This is a genomic window from Pseudomonas sp. GM48 (genome assembly GCF_000282335.1).
Classification (GTDB): Bacteria; Pseudomonadota; Gammaproteobacteria; order Pseudomonadales; family Pseudomonadaceae; genus Aquipseudomonas.
This window is the reverse complement of the sequence record NZ_AKJM01000127.1, coordinates 1-15449: the sequence shown is the minus strand read 5'-3', so window position 1 is coordinate 15449 and position 15449 is coordinate 1. Positions and strand designations below refer to the sequence as shown.

The window sequence follows — 15449 nt, the reverse complement described above, 5'->3', positions numbered from 1 at the left end:
TCATCCGGGGGTGGGCGCGCAGCGCCGTTCGGCGAAGCCGAACACATCGAGAGGAGGTCGAAGCGAAGCCGACCGGAGGCGATGCCCCCGGATGAATGCCGGAGCGAAGGAACCCCGAGCCTCAGCGAGGGGCCGTACGTAAGGGGCGAGACCTTTTGGTTCCTTTTGGGGCGTTTGCCAAAAGGGACTCGCCGTAAGGGCGAAACCATAAGCCGCCGTTACCGCAGAAACGGATATGTACTCGACCACCCAAGAACCTGGTCGGCCCGAAGGCCGCCACGGTCAACCGGTCAAACAGACTCTTTGCGAACCCGGAACCAAGCCGCATACAACGCAGGCAAAAACAGCAGCGTCAACGCCGTGGCCACAATCAACCCCCCCATGATCGCCACCGCCATCGGCCCGAAAAACACACTGCGCGACAACGGAATCATCGCCAAAACAGCAGCGAGCGCCGTCAATACAATCGGCCGGAACCGCCGCACCGTCGCCTCAATGATCGCCTGCCAAGGCTTCAACCCCGCAGCAATATCCTGCTCGATCTGATCCACCAGAATCACCGAGTTACGCATGATCATCCCCGACAAGGCGATGGTCCCCAGCATCGCGACAAAACCGAATGGCTGGCGGAACACCAACAGAAACAGCGTCACCCCGATCAACCCTAGCGGCGCCGTCAGAAACACCATCGCCGTGCGCGAAAAACTGCGCAGTTGCAGCATCAGCAAGGTCAACACCACCACAATGAACAACGGCACACCAGCCTTCACCGAGTTCTGTCCGCGTGCGGAGTCCTCCACCGTGCCGCCGACATCCAGCAAGTACCCATCGGGCAATTCGGCGCGGATCGAATCGAGGGTCGGCATGATTTGTTGCACCAGCGTCGCCGGTTGCTCCTTGCCATAGATGTCGGCGCGAACCGTCACGTTGGGCAGGCGATTGCGGTGCCAGATGATGCCCTCTTCGAAGCCGTACTCCAGGGTCGCGATCTGCGACAGCGCGACGCTGCGACCGTTATCGGTCGGCACCGCCAGGCTCGGCAGCAACGACAACTCGGTACGCTCATGCAAGGTGCCGCGCAACAGGATCTCGATCAACTCGTTGTCTTCACGGTACTGGCTGACGCTGGAACCGGTCAGGGAGCTTTGCAAGAACCTCGACAGGTTCGCCGTGCTCACGCCCAGCGCCCGCGCGCGGTCCTGATCGATGTTCAGGTAGACGACTTTGCTCGGTTCTTCCCAATCCAGGTGGACGTTGACCACATGCGGGTTCTCGCGAACCTTGGCCGCGACTTTACGTGCCAGCGCCCGCACCTCTTCGATGTGCTCCCCGGTCACGCGAAATTGCACCGGATAGCCAACCGGCGGACCGTTTTCCAGACGCGTGACCCGCGAGCGCAGCGCCGGGAATTGCTCGTTGAGGGTTGAAATCAACCAGGTGCGCAGGGTTTCCCGCTCTTCGATGGTTTTCGCCAGGACGACAAACTGGGCGAAGCTCGCCGCCGGCAGTTGCTGATCCAGCGGCAGGTAGAAGCGCGGCGAGCCTGTGCCGACGTAGGCCACGTAATTGTCGATTCCTGCCTTGTCCTTGAGCAGCGCTTCGAGGCGTTTGACCTCGTCGGCGGTGTTGCTCAGCGAAGCACCTTCGGCCAGTTTCAGGTCGACCATCAACTCCAGACGACCCGATGCCGGGAAGAACTGCTGCGGCACAAACTTGAACAGCACAATGGATGCGATGAACAACAGCACGGTCGCCATGATCACGGTTTTACGCCAGTGCACGCACCACTCCACCAGACGCCGGACGCGCTGATAGAACGGCGTGCCATACGGATCGGGCTGGCCGGCACCGTGTTTGGCGGCGTGAATTTTCGCCAGGTCCGGCAGGAGTTTTTCCCCCAGGTACGGCACAAAGACCACCGCGGCCACCCACGACGCCAACAGCGCAATGGTGACCACCTCGAAAATCGAACGGGTGTATTCGCCCGTGCCCGATTGCGCCGTGGCAATCGGCAGGAAACCAGCCGCGGTGATCAGCGTACCGGTGAGCATCGGGAACGCGGTGCTGGTCCAGGCATAACTCGCCGCTTTGACCCGGTCGAAGCCCTGCTCCATTTTGATCGCCATCATTTCCACGGCGATGATCGCGTCGTCCACCAGCAAACCCAGGGCCAGTACCAGCGCGCCAAGGGAAATCTTGTGCAGACCGATGCCGAGGTAATACATGCAGGCGAACGTCATCGCCAGCACCAGCGGAATCGCCAGCGCCACCACCATGCCGGTGCGCACGCCGAGGGAGAAGAAGCTCACCAGCAACACAATGGCCAGCGCCTCGACCAGCACTTGCACGAACTCGCCAACACCGGTTTTCACCGCTGCCGGCTGGTCGGAGACTTTGCGCAACTCCATGCCGGCCGGGAGGTTTTTCTGGATGCGGGCGAACTCGACTTCCAGAGCCTTGCCCAGCACCAGAATGTCACCGCCGTCCTTCATCGCCACCGCCAGGCCGATGGCGTCCTGCGCCATGAAGCGCATGCGCGGCGCCGGTGGATCGTTGAAACCACGCCGCACGTTGGCCACATCGGAGATGCGGAAAGTGCGATCACCAACGCGGATCGGGAAGTTCTTGATCTCGTCGACCGTCTGGAAATTCCCTGTCACCCGTAGCTGCAAGCGCTCGCTGCTGGTTTCGAAGAAACCTGCCGTGGACACCGCGTTCTGTTCTTCAAGGGCTTGCTGGACGGCAGCCAGCGGCAAGCCGAGGGTGGCGAGCTTGACGTTGGAGAGCTCGATCCAGACTTTCTCGTCCTGCAATCCCAGCAATTCGACCTTGCCCACATCCTTGACCCGTTGCAGCTGGATCTGGATGCGGTCGGCGTAATCCTTGAGCACGGCGTAGTCGAAACCCTCGCCGGTCAGGGCGTAGATATTGCCGAAGGTGGTGCCGAATTCATCGTTGAAGAACGGCCCCTGAATCCCCGGCGGCAAGGTATGACGAATGTCGCTGATCTTCTTGCGCACCTGGTACCAGAGGTCCGGGATCTCCACCGAGTGCATCGAGTCGCGCGCGATGAAGGTCACCTGGGATTCGCCGGGGCGGGAGAACGACACGATGCGCTCGTACTCACCGGTTTCCATCAGTTTCTTTTCGATGCGTTCGGTGACCTGGCGCGAGACTTCCTCGGCGGTCGCTCCCGGCCAGTTGGTGCGAATCACCATGGCCTTGAAGGTGAAAGGCGGGTCTTCACTCTGGCCGAGCTTGGTGTAGGAAAGTGCGCCGACAATGGCCAGCAACAGCATCAGGAACAGGACGATCTGGCGATTACGCAGCGCCCATTCGGAAACGTTGAAGCGCATCGGGGCTTACTCCTTGTCCGCCAGATTGACCACGCGATTGGAGCGATCCACCGGGCGTACCTGCTGCCCTTCGAGAAGCACATGGACACCGGCGGCCACCACCCAGTCGCTGGCGTTGAGCCCTTCAAGCACCGGTACGGTTTTCTCGCCGAAGGCACCGACGCGCACCGGGGTTCTCTTCAAGGTATTGTTGGCGCTGACCACCCAGACATAGGTCACGCCGTTTTCTGCTGTCAGCGCAGACAGCGGAACGGACAGTGGGACCACATCGACGGCCTGCACGAACACTCGGGCGCTCTGGCCCAGTTCGACAGGAACGTTGCCGGTGTTGAAGGTAATACGCGCCGCGAAGGTGCGCGATTTTGGATCAGCCGCTGGCGACAACTCACGGATACGCCCGGCGAAACGCTGGTCGGGCTGGGTCCAGAGTTCCACTGACACCGGCTCGCCGACCTTGAAACGGCCGAAATTCTGCTCCGGCAGGCTGATCGACACTTCACGCTCGCCATCGGTAGCCAGTGTGAACACCGTTTGCCCGGCGGCCACGACTTGCCCGACTTCCACCAGACGCTTGGCCACGACGCCGTCCTGCGGCGCACGCAACACGGCGTAACTGGCCTGGTTATTGGAAACGTTGAATTCGGCTTTGATTTGCTTGAGGCGCGCTTCGCCGGAGCGGTAGAGGTTTTCGGCGTTGTCGTACTGCGAGCGACTGACCATCTGGCGTTCCATCAGGGTCTTGTAGCGATCACGCTCGGAACGCACCAGGTTCAGATTGGCCTCAGCGGCGGCGACCTGGGCGCGAGTGGCCTCCAGTTGCAGGCGCACGTCCTGGGGATCGAGCTCCGCCAACGGTTGATCGGCCTTGACCCGCTGCCCTTCCTCAACCAGTCGTCGGCTGACTTTGCCGCCGATACGGAACGCCAGATCCGGCTCATAACGTGCGCGAACTTCACCGGGATAGCTTTCCATGGACTGCGCCGAAGGCTCTGGCTGGACCACCATGGCCGGGCGTACGCTGACTTGCGGCGCCTCTTCGTGACCACACGCAGACAATAAAAAAGCCAGGGTGACTGGCAACGCGAGGGGCAAGGCATAGCGGAACATGGTAAAGGACCTTTCGCTAATGGTGCTTTGAATAATTATACTGAGCAGTATGTTATTAATAGCAAACTCACGAGTCCAGTAATAAAAACGAATATGCCAAACAATCTTTCAGCACCCAATGGCCCAGGCAGACCCAAGGATTTGGTCAAGCGCCAGGCGATTCTCGATGCGGCGAAAACGCTGTTTCTGAGTAAGGGTTACGCCAATACCAGCATGGATGCCGTCGCAACCGAGGCCGGTGTGTCGAAGCTGACGGTCTATAGCCACTTCAACGACAAGGAGACGCTGTTCTCCGCCGCCGTGATGGCCAAGTGCGAGGAGCAGTTGCCACCGCTGTTCTTCGAATTGCCGGAAGGTGTGGCAGTGGAAACCGTGCTGCTGAATATCGCGCGCGGTTTTCATCAGCTGATCAACAGTGATGAATCGGTGAACCTGCACCGCTTGATGATGACCCTGGGCAGCCAGGACCCTAAGCTGTCGCAGATATTCTTCGAAGCCGGGCCGGAGCGCATGCTGCATGGCATGGAGCGCCTGCTGAGCAAGATCGATGAAAGCGGTGTGTTGCGCATCGACAAACCGCACAATGCGGCCGAGCACTTCTTCTGCCTGCTCAAGGGCGCCGGAAATTTCCGCTTGCTGTACGGCTGCGGCGAACCGCCGGTTGGCGAGGCGGCGGAGAGTCATGTGCGGGAAGTGGTGGGGTTGTTTATGCGGGCTTATCGGCCTGAGTGAGCCTGAGGAGCTTGTGGCGACTGGGCGGGCGTATTCGCGAGCAAGCCCGCTCCCACAGGTGACCCGGTTCTGTCAGACAGTATGCGGTCAAATGTGGGAGCGGGCTTGCTCGCGAAGCAGGCGACCCGGTCTTAAGGCTTGAGCGCCTTCTTCGGATAGATGTCATACCGACTGGACTTGCCATCCAGCGCATGGCTCGGTTTCGGCCCTTCGATACACGGCGCCTTGCGCGGACGCTTGACCACCACCCGGTGGCTGGCCAGGGCCAGCGCGGCTTCGAGCAATGCCGGCGCATCCGGGTCATCGCCCACCAGCGGCCGGAACAGGCGCATTTCCTTTTTCACCAGCGCAGTTTTCTCACGGTGCGGGAACATCGGGTCCAGGTAGATCACCTGCGGCGGTTCGCCTTGCCAATTGCGCATCACCTCGATCGAGTTGCCCTTGAGCAAGCGCATGCGCGCCACGATCGGCGCCACGTCGAAATCTTCCGCACCGCGGGCCAGTCCATCCTCCAGCAAGGCACCTATCAGCGGCTGACGCTCGATCAGGCTCATCTCGCAACCGAGGCTGGCCAGCACGAACGCGTCTTTGCCCAGCCCGGCCGTGGCGTCCAGTACACGCGGGCGCACACCTTGGGCAACACCGACGGCCTTGGCGATCATCTGCCCGCTGCCACCGCCATACAACCGGCGATGGGCCGCACCGCCCTCCACGAAGTCAACCCGCACCGGCCCCGGCGCATCCGGCCCGAGCTGTTGCAGTTGCAAACCCTGGTCGCCCACCTGCAAGGCAAACTCACCGTCAGCCACTTGCATCGGCAAGCCCAGACGCTCGGCCCATTGCTCGGCTTGTGGCTCGAAAGCCGCGTCCAGAGCCTGGACATGGATGCGGCAGGCCGCAGGTTGATCAATCATCGGAAAACACGCTCAAAAAATTAATGATCGGCAAAAACTGCCGATAACAAAACTATCGAGCATTTTGCCAGAGCTGAGCGTCGACCGAGAGAAATGTCAGACATTCAACCCACAATCACAGGTTTTATATCGCCCTACGGCAATTACAACCTGCGAAACACCCAGGCACTGAGCGGCGTCAGCCACATCTGGCAGGATTTCTTTGCCAGGGCGCTGGCCGATCAGTCGGGTGATGTGCTGCCTGAATCGTTGAATTTCCCACCGGTCGATCTCGAAAGCCCGGTTGAACCTACCGTCGGCAGCGAGCTGCTGGAGCACATCGTGTCCCAGCGCGAATGCGACGTGACGGACAAGGTAATCCGCCCACCCGAGCCGCTCTTCCTGCCGATTGCCGAATTCGAAATGGACCTGGCCGACAAACCACGGCCACCGTTCCCGGCGGATGAAATCGTCGCCCAGCAAAAACAGCAGGACTTCGAAAGCGGCTGGGTTCGCCCGATCGTATTGAATGCCGATCAGCCGGTGCCGCAAGCCGGCCCTGCCCCGCAACCGCGTCCGCTGCACCTGCCCATTGCCGAGTTCGAACTCGACCTGCTCGACAAGCCGTTCCCGCCGTTCTCGCCAGAGGAACAGCGGGAACAACAAAAACAACTCGATTTCGATAACGGCTGGGCCCGCCCGATCATCCTGCAGAACCTGCGTATCGCCGCCTGATCCTCGGCCGCACCCTCTTGCGCATCCCTCAGCCTTTAAAGAACTGATTGGCCTTCTGGTACGGCATCGACCGGGATGTGAAACCGAACGTGCCCGATGTCCGGATTTCCTCGGCGGCGCGAAAGAACTCGCCATACGCCGCCAGTGCCAGCGCCGAGCCCACGCTGATGCGTTTGACGCCCATTTCACCCAACTGCGCGACCGTCAGTTTCAAGCCGCCCGACATCAACACATTCACCGGTTTTGGCGCCACCGCACGCACCACCGCCAAGACATCCTCGGCGCTGCGCAGGCCTGGTGCGTAGAGCACGTCGGCACCGGCCTCGGCGAATGCCTGCAAGCGGCGGATGGTGTCGGCCAGATCCGGATTGCCGTGCAGGAAGTTTTCCGCCCGGGCAGTCAACGTGAAGGGGAACGGCAAACTGCGAGCGGCAGCGACAGAGGCCTCGATTCGCGCCACGGCGTGTTCGAAACAGTAGATCGGGCCTTCCTCGCGGCCGGTGGCATCTTCAATCGAACCACCGACAGCACCGGCCTCTGCCGCGCGCAAAATGCTTTTGGCGCAATCGGCCGGGTTGTCGGCAAAACCGTTTTCCAGGTCCACGGCAACCGGCAGGTCAGTGGCGGCAACAATCGCCTGAACGTTCAGCAGGGTATCGTCGAGGGTCAATCCGCCATCGGCACGCCCCTGGGAAAAGGCATAACCGGCACTGGTAGTCGCCAGCGCCTCGAAGCCGAGGCTGGCGAGCATTTTCGCCGAACCGGCGTCCCACGGATTGGGAATCACAAAAGCACCGGGGCGTTCGTGAAGGGCTTTGAACGCCTGGGCTCGAAGGGTTTGCGCATCCATTGGCAGGCTCCTGAAGAGGGGAAAATCCGCCTCAGAGCAGGCCAAGTTGCTCGATGGCGGGCTCTCTGTATAGCTCAGGCAGCGCCGGCAAGCCAGGCAAACGCAACATCAGCCTGGCGTGAAAGCGCTGCGCCAGTTTCGCCGCCAGTACGTTGTCGGCCGTGTGCAGGAAGATATACGGCGTGCGGCCTTCTTCGATCCACACCGCGATTTTTTCGACCCAGGGTTCCAGAAACGCATCGTTGGCCTCAAGCGTCGGATGGCCGATAAAACGTACCTGCGGGAATGCCGTGAATGCCGCCGGACGCGGTGGCACACGGGGTTTCTTCGATTGCACATGGAGCACCGAGGGCTCGGTCGACGTGCAACTGAACAGCGCACGCGGATCGAGGCAGATGCGTTCGACTCCGCGATCCAGCAGCAGACGGTTGAGCATTCGCTCGCTGTCACCCTTGGCGAAAAAGTCGTCATGCCGCACCTCCACGGCCAGCGGCCGTTGCAGGGCATCGATAAATCCGGCCAGTTCGGGCAACCGTTGGGGCGTGAAGCTTTTCGACAGCTGCAACCACAGTGGCGACACCCGCTCGCCGAGCGGGCTGAGTAACTGAGTGAAGGTTTCGGCGGCGGTCAGCTGCTCGCGCAGGTCACCGCCGTGGCTGATCTCGCCGGGAAACTTGGCGGTGAAACGAAAGTGTTCGGGCATGGTGTCGGCCCAACGCTGCACGGTGCTCGCAGCCGGGCTCGCGTAGAAAGTCGTGTTGCCTTCTACGGCATTGAATACTCGGGAATAGAGATCAAGAAACTCGGCGGGCCTGGCATCCGATGGATACAGGTAATCGCGCCAGGCGTTTTCGCTCCAGGACGGGCAACCGAGGTAGTACGGCAGCAACATCAGATGTACAGGTCGAGACCCAGCACATCCGCTTCCCAATCGACGAAACCGGCGGTGCTCAGGTAGCTGGCCAGGGCCATCGCCACGCTTTTGCTCATGGCACGGTGGTAAAGCATGTCTTGTTGACGGGCGGGGAGATTGCTCAGTTTTTGCGCAGAGGCTTTGGCGGCGCGTGCAGCCAGTTGCTCTTCAGTCGGGAATTCCAGCTCGCCTTCGATATCAATGGCGTCGTCTTCCACCACGCGGCCTGTGCGAGGTTTGCGCTTGATGGGGTAGGACTGAGAGGAAACGCCGTCTATACGCATAGCTGCATACTCGGAATCAGTGATGGCAGTTTAGTAGCGCAAAAACCACTTCGCAAACCGCCGAGTGATAACTAGAACACATAAAAGGCAAAAGGTTTAAAAGCCGGGGTTAGAAAATGACGATTGGCAGAATTAGAGCAGAACACTAACCCTGTGGGAGCGGGCTTGCTCCGGGCGGCGTTCCGACGAAGGCGGTATAACATTCAACATTTCTGTTGCCTGACACACCGTCTTCGCGAGCAAGCCCGCTCCCACAGGTACTGCGTGAATCAACGCGCTTTGGGCGTCGCCACTTTATCGCGCAGGTACACCGGCTGTGCCTCATCGGCCACGATCGCCTCGCCGCGCGCCCAGGCAAATCGCGCCAGGGTCAGCAGGTCTTCGGCATGGGGCAACATGCCTGCGTCCTGCCCGCTGAGGTTGACGGCGATGCGCTCGCCATAACCCCAACCGGTGCCTGCGCCGAACCATTCGCCGCCGGCATCGGCCGGCAATGCAGCGGACTCCGGCGGCAGTACCGCTTCGGCGCCAACCAGGCGCATCTCCCCGGCCGTTTCGCGGTAGCAACCCCAATACACTTCGTCCATCCGCGCATCGATGGCGGCGGCGACTTGACTGGCACCATGTTCGCGCAACGCACGTTGCGCCAACACGGCGAGGTTCGACACCGGCAACACCGGACGATCCAGGGCAAACGCCAGGCCTTGCACCACGCCGATGGCGATGCGTACGCCCGTGAAGGCGCCCGGGCCACGGCCGAATGCAATGGCATCGACCGCTTGCAGCGTGGTCCCGGCATCGGCCAGTAACTGCTGGATCATCGGCAACAACTTCTGCGCGTGCAGGCGCGGGATCACCTCGTAATGGCTCGTGACCTTGCCGTCATGCAGCAAGGCAACGGAGCAAGCTTCAGTCGCGGTGTCCAGGGCCAGCAAGGTGCTCATCGATGTTTCCGTAAGAAGAAGTCAGAAAAAGTGCGCCAGTATAAACAACTACGGCCCGCAAGCGGGCCGTGGATGATGCAGCGGATCAGGTTTTTCAGCTCAGGGCTGCAAGCACCTTGGCGGTGATCGCTTCAACCGATCCGACGCCTTCGATATGGCTATATTGCGGCTTGCCATTGGCAGCTGACAGCTTCTGGTAGAAGTCCACCAGCGGCTTGGTCTGCGAATGGTAGACCGACAGGCGATGACGCACGGTTTCTTCGGTGTCGTCCTTGCGCTGTACCAGCTCTTCACCAGTGATGTCGTCTTTGCCAGCGATTTTCGGCGGGTTGTAGACGATGTGGTACACGCGGCCGCTGGCCTCGTGAACACGGCGACCGGCGATACGCTGGACGATTTCTTCGTCTTCGACGGCGATTTCAACCACTGCATCCAGCTCGACGCCGGCCGTCACCAGGGCTTCAGCCTGGGGAATGGTGCGCGGGAAGCCGTCGAACAGGAAACCGTTGGCGCAATCGGACTGGGCGATGCGGTCCTTGACCAGTGCGATGATCAGGTCATCGGACACCAGGCCGCCGGCATCCATGATGCTCTTGGCCTTGATGCCCAGCTCGGTGCCGGCCTTGACCGCTGCACGCAGCATGTCGCCGGTGGAAATTTGCGGAATGCCGAATTTTTCGGTGATGAACTTAGCCTGAGTACCTTTACCGGCCCCGGGAGCTCCCAGCAGAATGACGCGCATCGATGTGCTCCTCAATTTTTTATATAGATAACGTCAGATTCGCCTCGTGGGGCCAATCTCAAAAATAGGGTCGTGACCGCCCAAACGGCCAAAGGCTGCTCAAGATACACAGCAGGCTGCGCCCACACAAGACGCCAAAAGTCGGAGAAACCGCTGCCTCTTGCGACCATTGCGCGCAGTTTCCCAAGTCGCAACCCCATCATTAACTGTCGCCTGACAGCACTTTTCAACCCCTGCTGCTGCGGCATCCGCCTCACCTGCCGGATGCCTGGCCCCACGGCAAAAACCTTAGCCGGTGTTACGCAATCCAGCGGCAATCCCCGCGACAGACACCAGCAGGGCCTGTTCTACCGGGCTGCCCTGCGCCACGTCCTGCACTCGCGAACGGGCCAGCAACTCGGCCTGCAATAGATGAAGCGGGTCGAGGTAGGTGTTGCGCAAGCGGATGAACTCGAGGGTCGCCGGGCTATGTGCCAGCAGCTGCGACTGCCCGGTCAGGCCGAGAACGATGGTGCACGCCTGCGACAATAGGTCGCGTAAGTGCGCACCCAATGGCAGCAGATTCGGTTCCACCAGACGCTCATCGTAGGACTGTGCAATGTCGGCATCCGCCTTGGCCAGGACCATTTCCAACATGTCGATGCGGGTGCGGAAGAACGGCCACTGCTCACGCATTTGCCCCAGCAGTTCGCCTTCGCCACGCTCCAGAGCCTTGCTCAGGGCGGCTTCCCAACCCAGCCAGGCTGGCAGCATCAGGCGCGTCTGGGTCCAGCCGAAGATCCACGGAATCGCCCGCAGGCTTTCGATCCCCCCGGCCCGACGCTTGGCCGGACGGCTGCCCAGCGGCAAACGACCGAGTTCCTGTTCCGGCGTGGACTGGCGGAAATACTCCACGAACTGCGGATTTTCCCGCACCACGGCGCGGTAAGCGCTGACACCGTCTGCCGCCAGTTCATCCATCAAGTGTCGCCATTCAGGTGTAGGTGGCGGCGGCGGCAGCAACGTCGCTTCGAGTACGGCGGCCAGGTACAGATTAAGGTTTTGCTCGGCGATGTCCGGCAGGCCGAATTTGAATCGAATCATTTCACCCTGTTCGGTGGTGCGGAAGCGCCCCGCCACCGAACCCGGCGGCTGCGACAGGATCGCCGCGTGGGCCGGGCCGCCGCCACGCCCTACGGTGCCGCCGCGACCGTGGAACAACAACAGTTCCACTTGCTGCGCGCGGCAGATTTCCACCAGTCGCTCCTGCGCCCGGTACTGCGCCCAGGCCGCCGCGGTGGTGCCAGCGTCCTTGGCCGAATCGGAGTAACCAATCATCACTTCCTGCGGCCCTTGCAGACGTGAGCGATAGCCCGGCAACAGCAGCAGTTTCTCGATCACCGGGCCGGCGTTGTCGAGGTCCGCCAGGGTTTCGAACAACGGCACCACGCGCATCGGCCGCAGCACGCCGGATTCCTTGAGCAGCAATTGCACCGCCAGCACATCGGAGGCGGCACCGGCCATGGAAATCACATAGGAACCGAGAGACGCCTGCGGCGCAGCGGCGATTTCCCGACAGGTCGCCAGCACTTCGGCGGTGTCGGCGGAAGGTTTGAAGTACGTCGGCAGCAACGGCCGACGGTTGTTCAGTTCACGCATCAGGAAGGCAATGCGCTCTTCCTCGCTCCAGTCCTCGTAGCGACCCAGGCCCAGGTAATCGGTGATTTCGGTCATGGCGGCGGTGTGCCGCGACGAGTCCTGGCGCACATCCAGACGAACAAGGAACAGACCGAACGTCACTGCCCGACGCAGGCAATCGAGCAACGGCCCGTCGGCGATCACGCCCATGCCGCATTCATGCAGCGAGTGGTAACACAGCTCCAGCGGATCGAGCAGCTCGCGGTTGTTTTGCAGCACATCGGCCGGTGCCGGCGTTGGCGTCGACAACGAGGTATGCGCCCAGTTGCGCGTCGCCCGCAAGCGTTCGCGCAGCTGTTTGAGCACTGCCCGATAAGGTTCGGCGCTGTCACCCGCCTTGGCCTTCAATTCAGCGCTGGCCTGCTGCATCGACAGTTCTGCCGCGAGGTGATCGACATCGCGCAGGTACAAATCAGCTGCCATCCAGCGCGCCAACAGTAAAACCTCTCGGGTAACCGCCGCTGTCACATTGGGGTTACCGTCGCGGTCGCCGCCCATCCACGAGGCAAAGCGAATCGGCGCCGCCTCCAGTGGCAAGCGCAGGCCGGTGGCGGCGTGCAGGGCCTGATCGGCCTTGCGCAGATAATTCGGAATGGCCTGCCACAGCGAATGCTCGATCACCGCGAAACCCCACTTGGCTTCGTCCACCGGTGTCGGACGCGTGCGGCGGATTTCTTCGGTGTGCCAGGCTTCGGCGATCAGACGCTGCAAGGTGGTTTTGATCTGCTCGCGCTCGGCACTGGTCAGGTCGCGGTGATCTTGCGCCGCCAGTTGCGCGGCGATGGCGTCGTACTTCTGGATCAGCGTGCGACGCGCGACTTCGGTCGGGTGCGCCGTCAGTACCAGTTCAATCTCCAGTCGCCCCAATTGCCGGGCCAGCGCTTCGGCACCCTGCCCCTCGGCGCGCAGGCGAGCGAGCAACTCGGGCAACACCCGGGCTTCGAACGGCGCCTGTTGAGTCTCCTCGCGACGGTGAATCAACTGGTATTGCTCGGCGATATTGGCCAGGTTGAGAAACTGGTTGAACGCCCGCGCTACCGGCAACAGTTCGTCTTCGGTCAGCTGGTTGAGGCTGGCGCTGAGTTCGGCATCCATGGAACCGCGCCGGTCAGCCTTGGCGCCCTTGCGGATCTGCTCGATCTTGTCGAGAAAACCGTCGCCATATTGTTCACGAATGGTGTTGCCCAACAGCTCACCCAACAGGTGAACATCCTCGCGCAAGCGTGCATCAATATCGGTCATCAGCAGGTCTCCAGCAAAAAATCCGGACGGCTAAGAACCTAGAGAGTGCCGCTCCAGACAGGTTCTTACAAGCAAGACGACGAAGGGACTTTAAACCCTGCCCGTTGAGGCTAGTCTGAAGATAAGCCGTACAACGGCTGTCGCCGGCCAATGCCGGACACTCACCCTGCCTGCCACGAGCGGTCGCGCCATGAGGTCAATATGAAAATCCGCGAACTTGCCCACCACTGGGAAGAAAACGCCAAGGGTCGCCTGACCGACACCGGCTACTCGATTCATCTGGATGTGGAATCTGCCGCACGGCTGGCAGCGCTCGTCGAGATGTACCCCAAGCGGCATCCCGAAGAACTGCTCGGCGATCTGATCGGCGCCGCGCTGGAAGAGCTGGAAAGAAGCTTCCCGTACGTCAAAGGCTCGACTGTGGTCGCCACCGACGAAGAGGGCGATCCACTGTACGAAGACATCGGACCGACCCCGCGCTTTCTGGCGCTGTCCCGTCGGCATTTGCACGATTTGTCGATGCCCGAGGACAAACAGAAACACTGAGTTTGCATTGAACCCTGTGGGAGCGGGCTTGCTCGCGAAAGCGGTGTATCAGTCAACATTATTGTTGAATGTTAAACCTCATTCGCGAGCAAGCCCGCTCCCACATTGGATCTGTGTTGTTAGTTAGAACCGGGTTACTGCTCCAGCTTCTGCGGGGTTTCCTGCCCCATGCAGCGCACGGCTTTTTTCTTGCCGTCGACCAGCACGCCAGTCAGGCCTTTCTGCTCGGTGTCGAACAGCACCAGCACGCCATCGATGCACTGCGCCACTTGGGCGGCGGGCTCCAGGGAGACTTTGTAGTCTTCGCCCGGAATCGTCTTGAGCATGGTGAATTCGTTGAGCAGCAACGCATCCTCGGGCTTGGCGAAGTGCAGGTAGCCGTACCACCACAGGGCACCGACGGTGCCGAGGATGCTGCAGATACCGGTGATGATCAGCGGGATGGCGTTGCGTTCTTCACTCATTGCGGACTCTCTGGCGGTTCAGTTTCTGAATTCGGGGGTGGCGGGTAATTGGGGATTTCGCCCAAGCGGCGCAGGCCGTTGAAATGCTGCGGGTCATCAAGATAACGCAGCATGACCTTGCGCCAGACCGGATTGGCGAACGTCTGCACGTGACCGCCACGGGTCAGTTGCAGCACCCGCGGCGGCGGCGCAGCTTGATACAACCGGATGCCGTTGGAAAGAGGCACGATCGGATCGTCGATGCTGTGGTAGAGCAGTTTCGGCACATCCTTGAGTTGCGCGATGGAGTTGATCGCGCTGTCGCCATCCGGTACCAGCCACGACAACGGCACCTGGAACGGCCAGGTCAGCCACGATGTGCTCAAGGCAAACTGGCCGACGCTGCGGTAACTGGCAGGGGCACCATCGAGGACGATGGCCTTGAGCTGCTTCTGGCGTTCCGGGTGCCGGACCAGATAATGCACGGCCATTGAGCCACCGAGGCTCTGGCCAAGCAGGATCAGCGGCTTGCCCTTGACCTCCGGCGCCTGGTCCAGCCAGATGAACGCCGCATCGATGTCCTGATAGATCGCCGGCAGGCTCGGCTCGCCTTCGGACAGGCCATAACCGCGATAGTCAACAAGCAACACCTGGTAACCATTTTTCGGCAACCAAAAGCTCCCGCCGAGGTGCATGGGCAGGTTTCCGCCGTTGCCGTGCAGGTGCAACACCGTGCCTTTGACCTCGACCCCCTGCTTCGCCGGCAGCCACCATGCGTTCAGCTTGAGGCCATCGGCGGTGATCAGGGTGACGGTGCGGTATTCGAGCCCGGCCTTTTCCGGGGTGAACAACTGGCCGGGTTCCGGGTAGAACAACAGCGAGCTGCAACCGCTCAAGGTCAGGAGAAGGCAGAGGATGCCGAGGATTCTCATCCGTTGAAACCTCGCAGTGAAGATTGGAATACATACCCCTGTGGGAGCGGGCT

General features: G+C 61.1%; 14 protein-coding genes. 3 read left to right on the top strand and 11 right to left on the bottom strand.

Annotation, left to right across the window (positions count from 1 at the left end; genetic code table 11):
- Positions 1 to 290: 290 nt before the first annotated feature.
- Together PMI28_RS05095 and PMI28_RS05100 are read right to left on the bottom strand one after the other, a co-directional pair.
- Complete coding sequence (locus PMI28_RS05095; protein WP_007990805.1) at positions 291 to 3356, bottom strand: efflux RND transporter permease subunit; 3066 nt, start codon at positions 3354 to 3356, stop codon at positions 291 to 293.
- A gap of 6 nt (positions 3357 to 3362) precedes the next feature.
- A complete protein-coding gene (locus PMI28_RS05100; protein WP_007990804.1) occupies positions 3363 to 4463 on the bottom strand; it encodes an efflux RND transporter periplasmic adaptor subunit in 1101 nt (366 codons plus the stop codon).
- A 93-nt stretch (positions 4464 to 4556) separates the two neighbouring features.
- Here PMI28_RS05100 and PMI28_RS05105 point away from each other — a divergent pair, with 93 nt between their 5' ends.
- Complete coding sequence (locus PMI28_RS05105; protein WP_007990803.1) at positions 4557 to 5195, top strand: TetR/AcrR family transcriptional regulator; 639 nt, start codon at positions 4557 to 4559, stop codon at positions 5193 to 5195.
- A gap of 131 nt (positions 5196 to 5326) precedes the next feature.
- Here PMI28_RS05105 and PMI28_RS05110 read toward each other — a convergent pair whose 3' ends face one another.
- The gene (locus tag PMI28_RS05110; protein WP_007990802.1) at positions 5327 to 6109 is read right to left on the bottom strand and encodes a class I SAM-dependent methyltransferase; all 783 of its coding nucleotides are present in this window, start codon (positions 6107 to 6109) and stop codon (positions 5327 to 5329) included.
- Between the two features lie 93 nt (positions 6110 to 6202).
- Between PMI28_RS05110 and PMI28_RS05115 the strand changes: the two genes are divergently transcribed.
- Positions 6203 to 6823: a hypothetical protein gene (locus PMI28_RS05115; RefSeq protein ID WP_007990801.1), complete on the top strand. Its 621-nt coding sequence runs from the start codon at positions 6203 to 6205 to the stop codon at positions 6821 to 6823.
- Positions 6824 to 6851: 28 nt separating this feature from the next.
- On the opposite strand, the gene PMI28_RS05120 is transcribed toward PMI28_RS05115, so the two are convergent.
- The 6 genes from PMI28_RS05120 to ppc all read right to left on the bottom strand — a co-directional run bounded on the left by PMI28_RS05120 (position 6852) and on the right by ppc (position 13475).
- Positions 6852 to 7673, bottom strand: coding sequence for an isocitrate lyase/PEP mutase family protein (locus PMI28_RS05120; RefSeq protein ID WP_007990800.1), 822 nt, complete (start codon positions 7671 to 7673; stop codon positions 6852 to 6854).
- A 31-nt stretch (positions 7674 to 7704) separates the two neighbouring features.
- The gene (locus tag PMI28_RS05125) at positions 7705 to 8565 is read right to left on the bottom strand and encodes a DUF72 domain-containing protein (protein ID WP_007990799.1); all 861 of its coding nucleotides are present in this window, start codon (positions 8563 to 8565) and stop codon (positions 7705 to 7707) included.
- Entirely contained in the window at positions 8565 to 8870 is a 306-nt protein-coding gene (locus PMI28_RS05130; protein ID WP_007990798.1) for a hypothetical protein, read from the bottom strand. The genes PMI28_RS05125 and PMI28_RS05130 overlap by 1 nt, the downstream gene beginning before the upstream one ends.
- Before the next feature lie 269 nt (positions 8871 to 9139).
- Positions 9140 to 9814, bottom strand: a complete 675-nt coding sequence (tsaB, locus tag PMI28_RS05135) for a tRNA (adenosine(37)-N6)-threonylcarbamoyltransferase complex dimerization subunit type 1 TsaB (protein ID WP_007990796.1) — start codon at positions 9812 to 9814, stop codon at positions 9140 to 9142.
- A 94-nt stretch (positions 9815 to 9908) separates the two neighbouring features.
- On the bottom strand, positions 9909 to 10556 hold the full coding sequence (gene adk, locus PMI28_RS05140; protein WP_007990793.1) for an adenylate kinase: 648 nt from the start codon (positions 10554 to 10556) through the stop codon (positions 9909 to 9911).
- A 288-nt stretch (positions 10557 to 10844) separates the two neighbouring features.
- Entirely contained in the window at positions 10845 to 13475 is a 2631-nt protein-coding gene (gene ppc / locus PMI28_RS05145) for a phosphoenolpyruvate carboxylase (RefSeq protein ID WP_007990791.1), read from the bottom strand.
- 201 nt (positions 13476 to 13676) lie between these two features.
- Between ppc and PMI28_RS05150 the strand changes: the two genes are divergently transcribed.
- Positions 13677 to 14021: a hypothetical protein gene (locus PMI28_RS05150; protein WP_007990789.1), complete on the top strand. Its 345-nt coding sequence runs from the start codon at positions 13677 to 13679 to the stop codon at positions 14019 to 14021.
- 134 nt (positions 14022 to 14155) lie between these two features.
- Here PMI28_RS05150 and PMI28_RS05155 read toward each other — a convergent pair whose 3' ends face one another.
- Both PMI28_RS05155 and PMI28_RS05160 read right to left on the bottom strand, forming a co-directional pair.
- Positions 14156 to 14485 (bottom strand): hypothetical protein, encoded by a 330-nt coding sequence (locus tag PMI28_RS05155; protein ID WP_007990787.1) that lies wholly within the window; start codon positions 14483 to 14485, stop codon positions 14156 to 14158.
- Positions 14482 to 15396: an alpha/beta hydrolase gene (locus PMI28_RS05160; RefSeq protein WP_007990785.1), complete on the bottom strand. Its 915-nt coding sequence runs from the start codon at positions 15394 to 15396 to the stop codon at positions 14482 to 14484. Before PMI28_RS05160 ends, PMI28_RS05155 begins: the two co-directional genes overlap by 4 nt.
- Positions 15397 to 15449 lie beyond the last annotated feature (53 nt).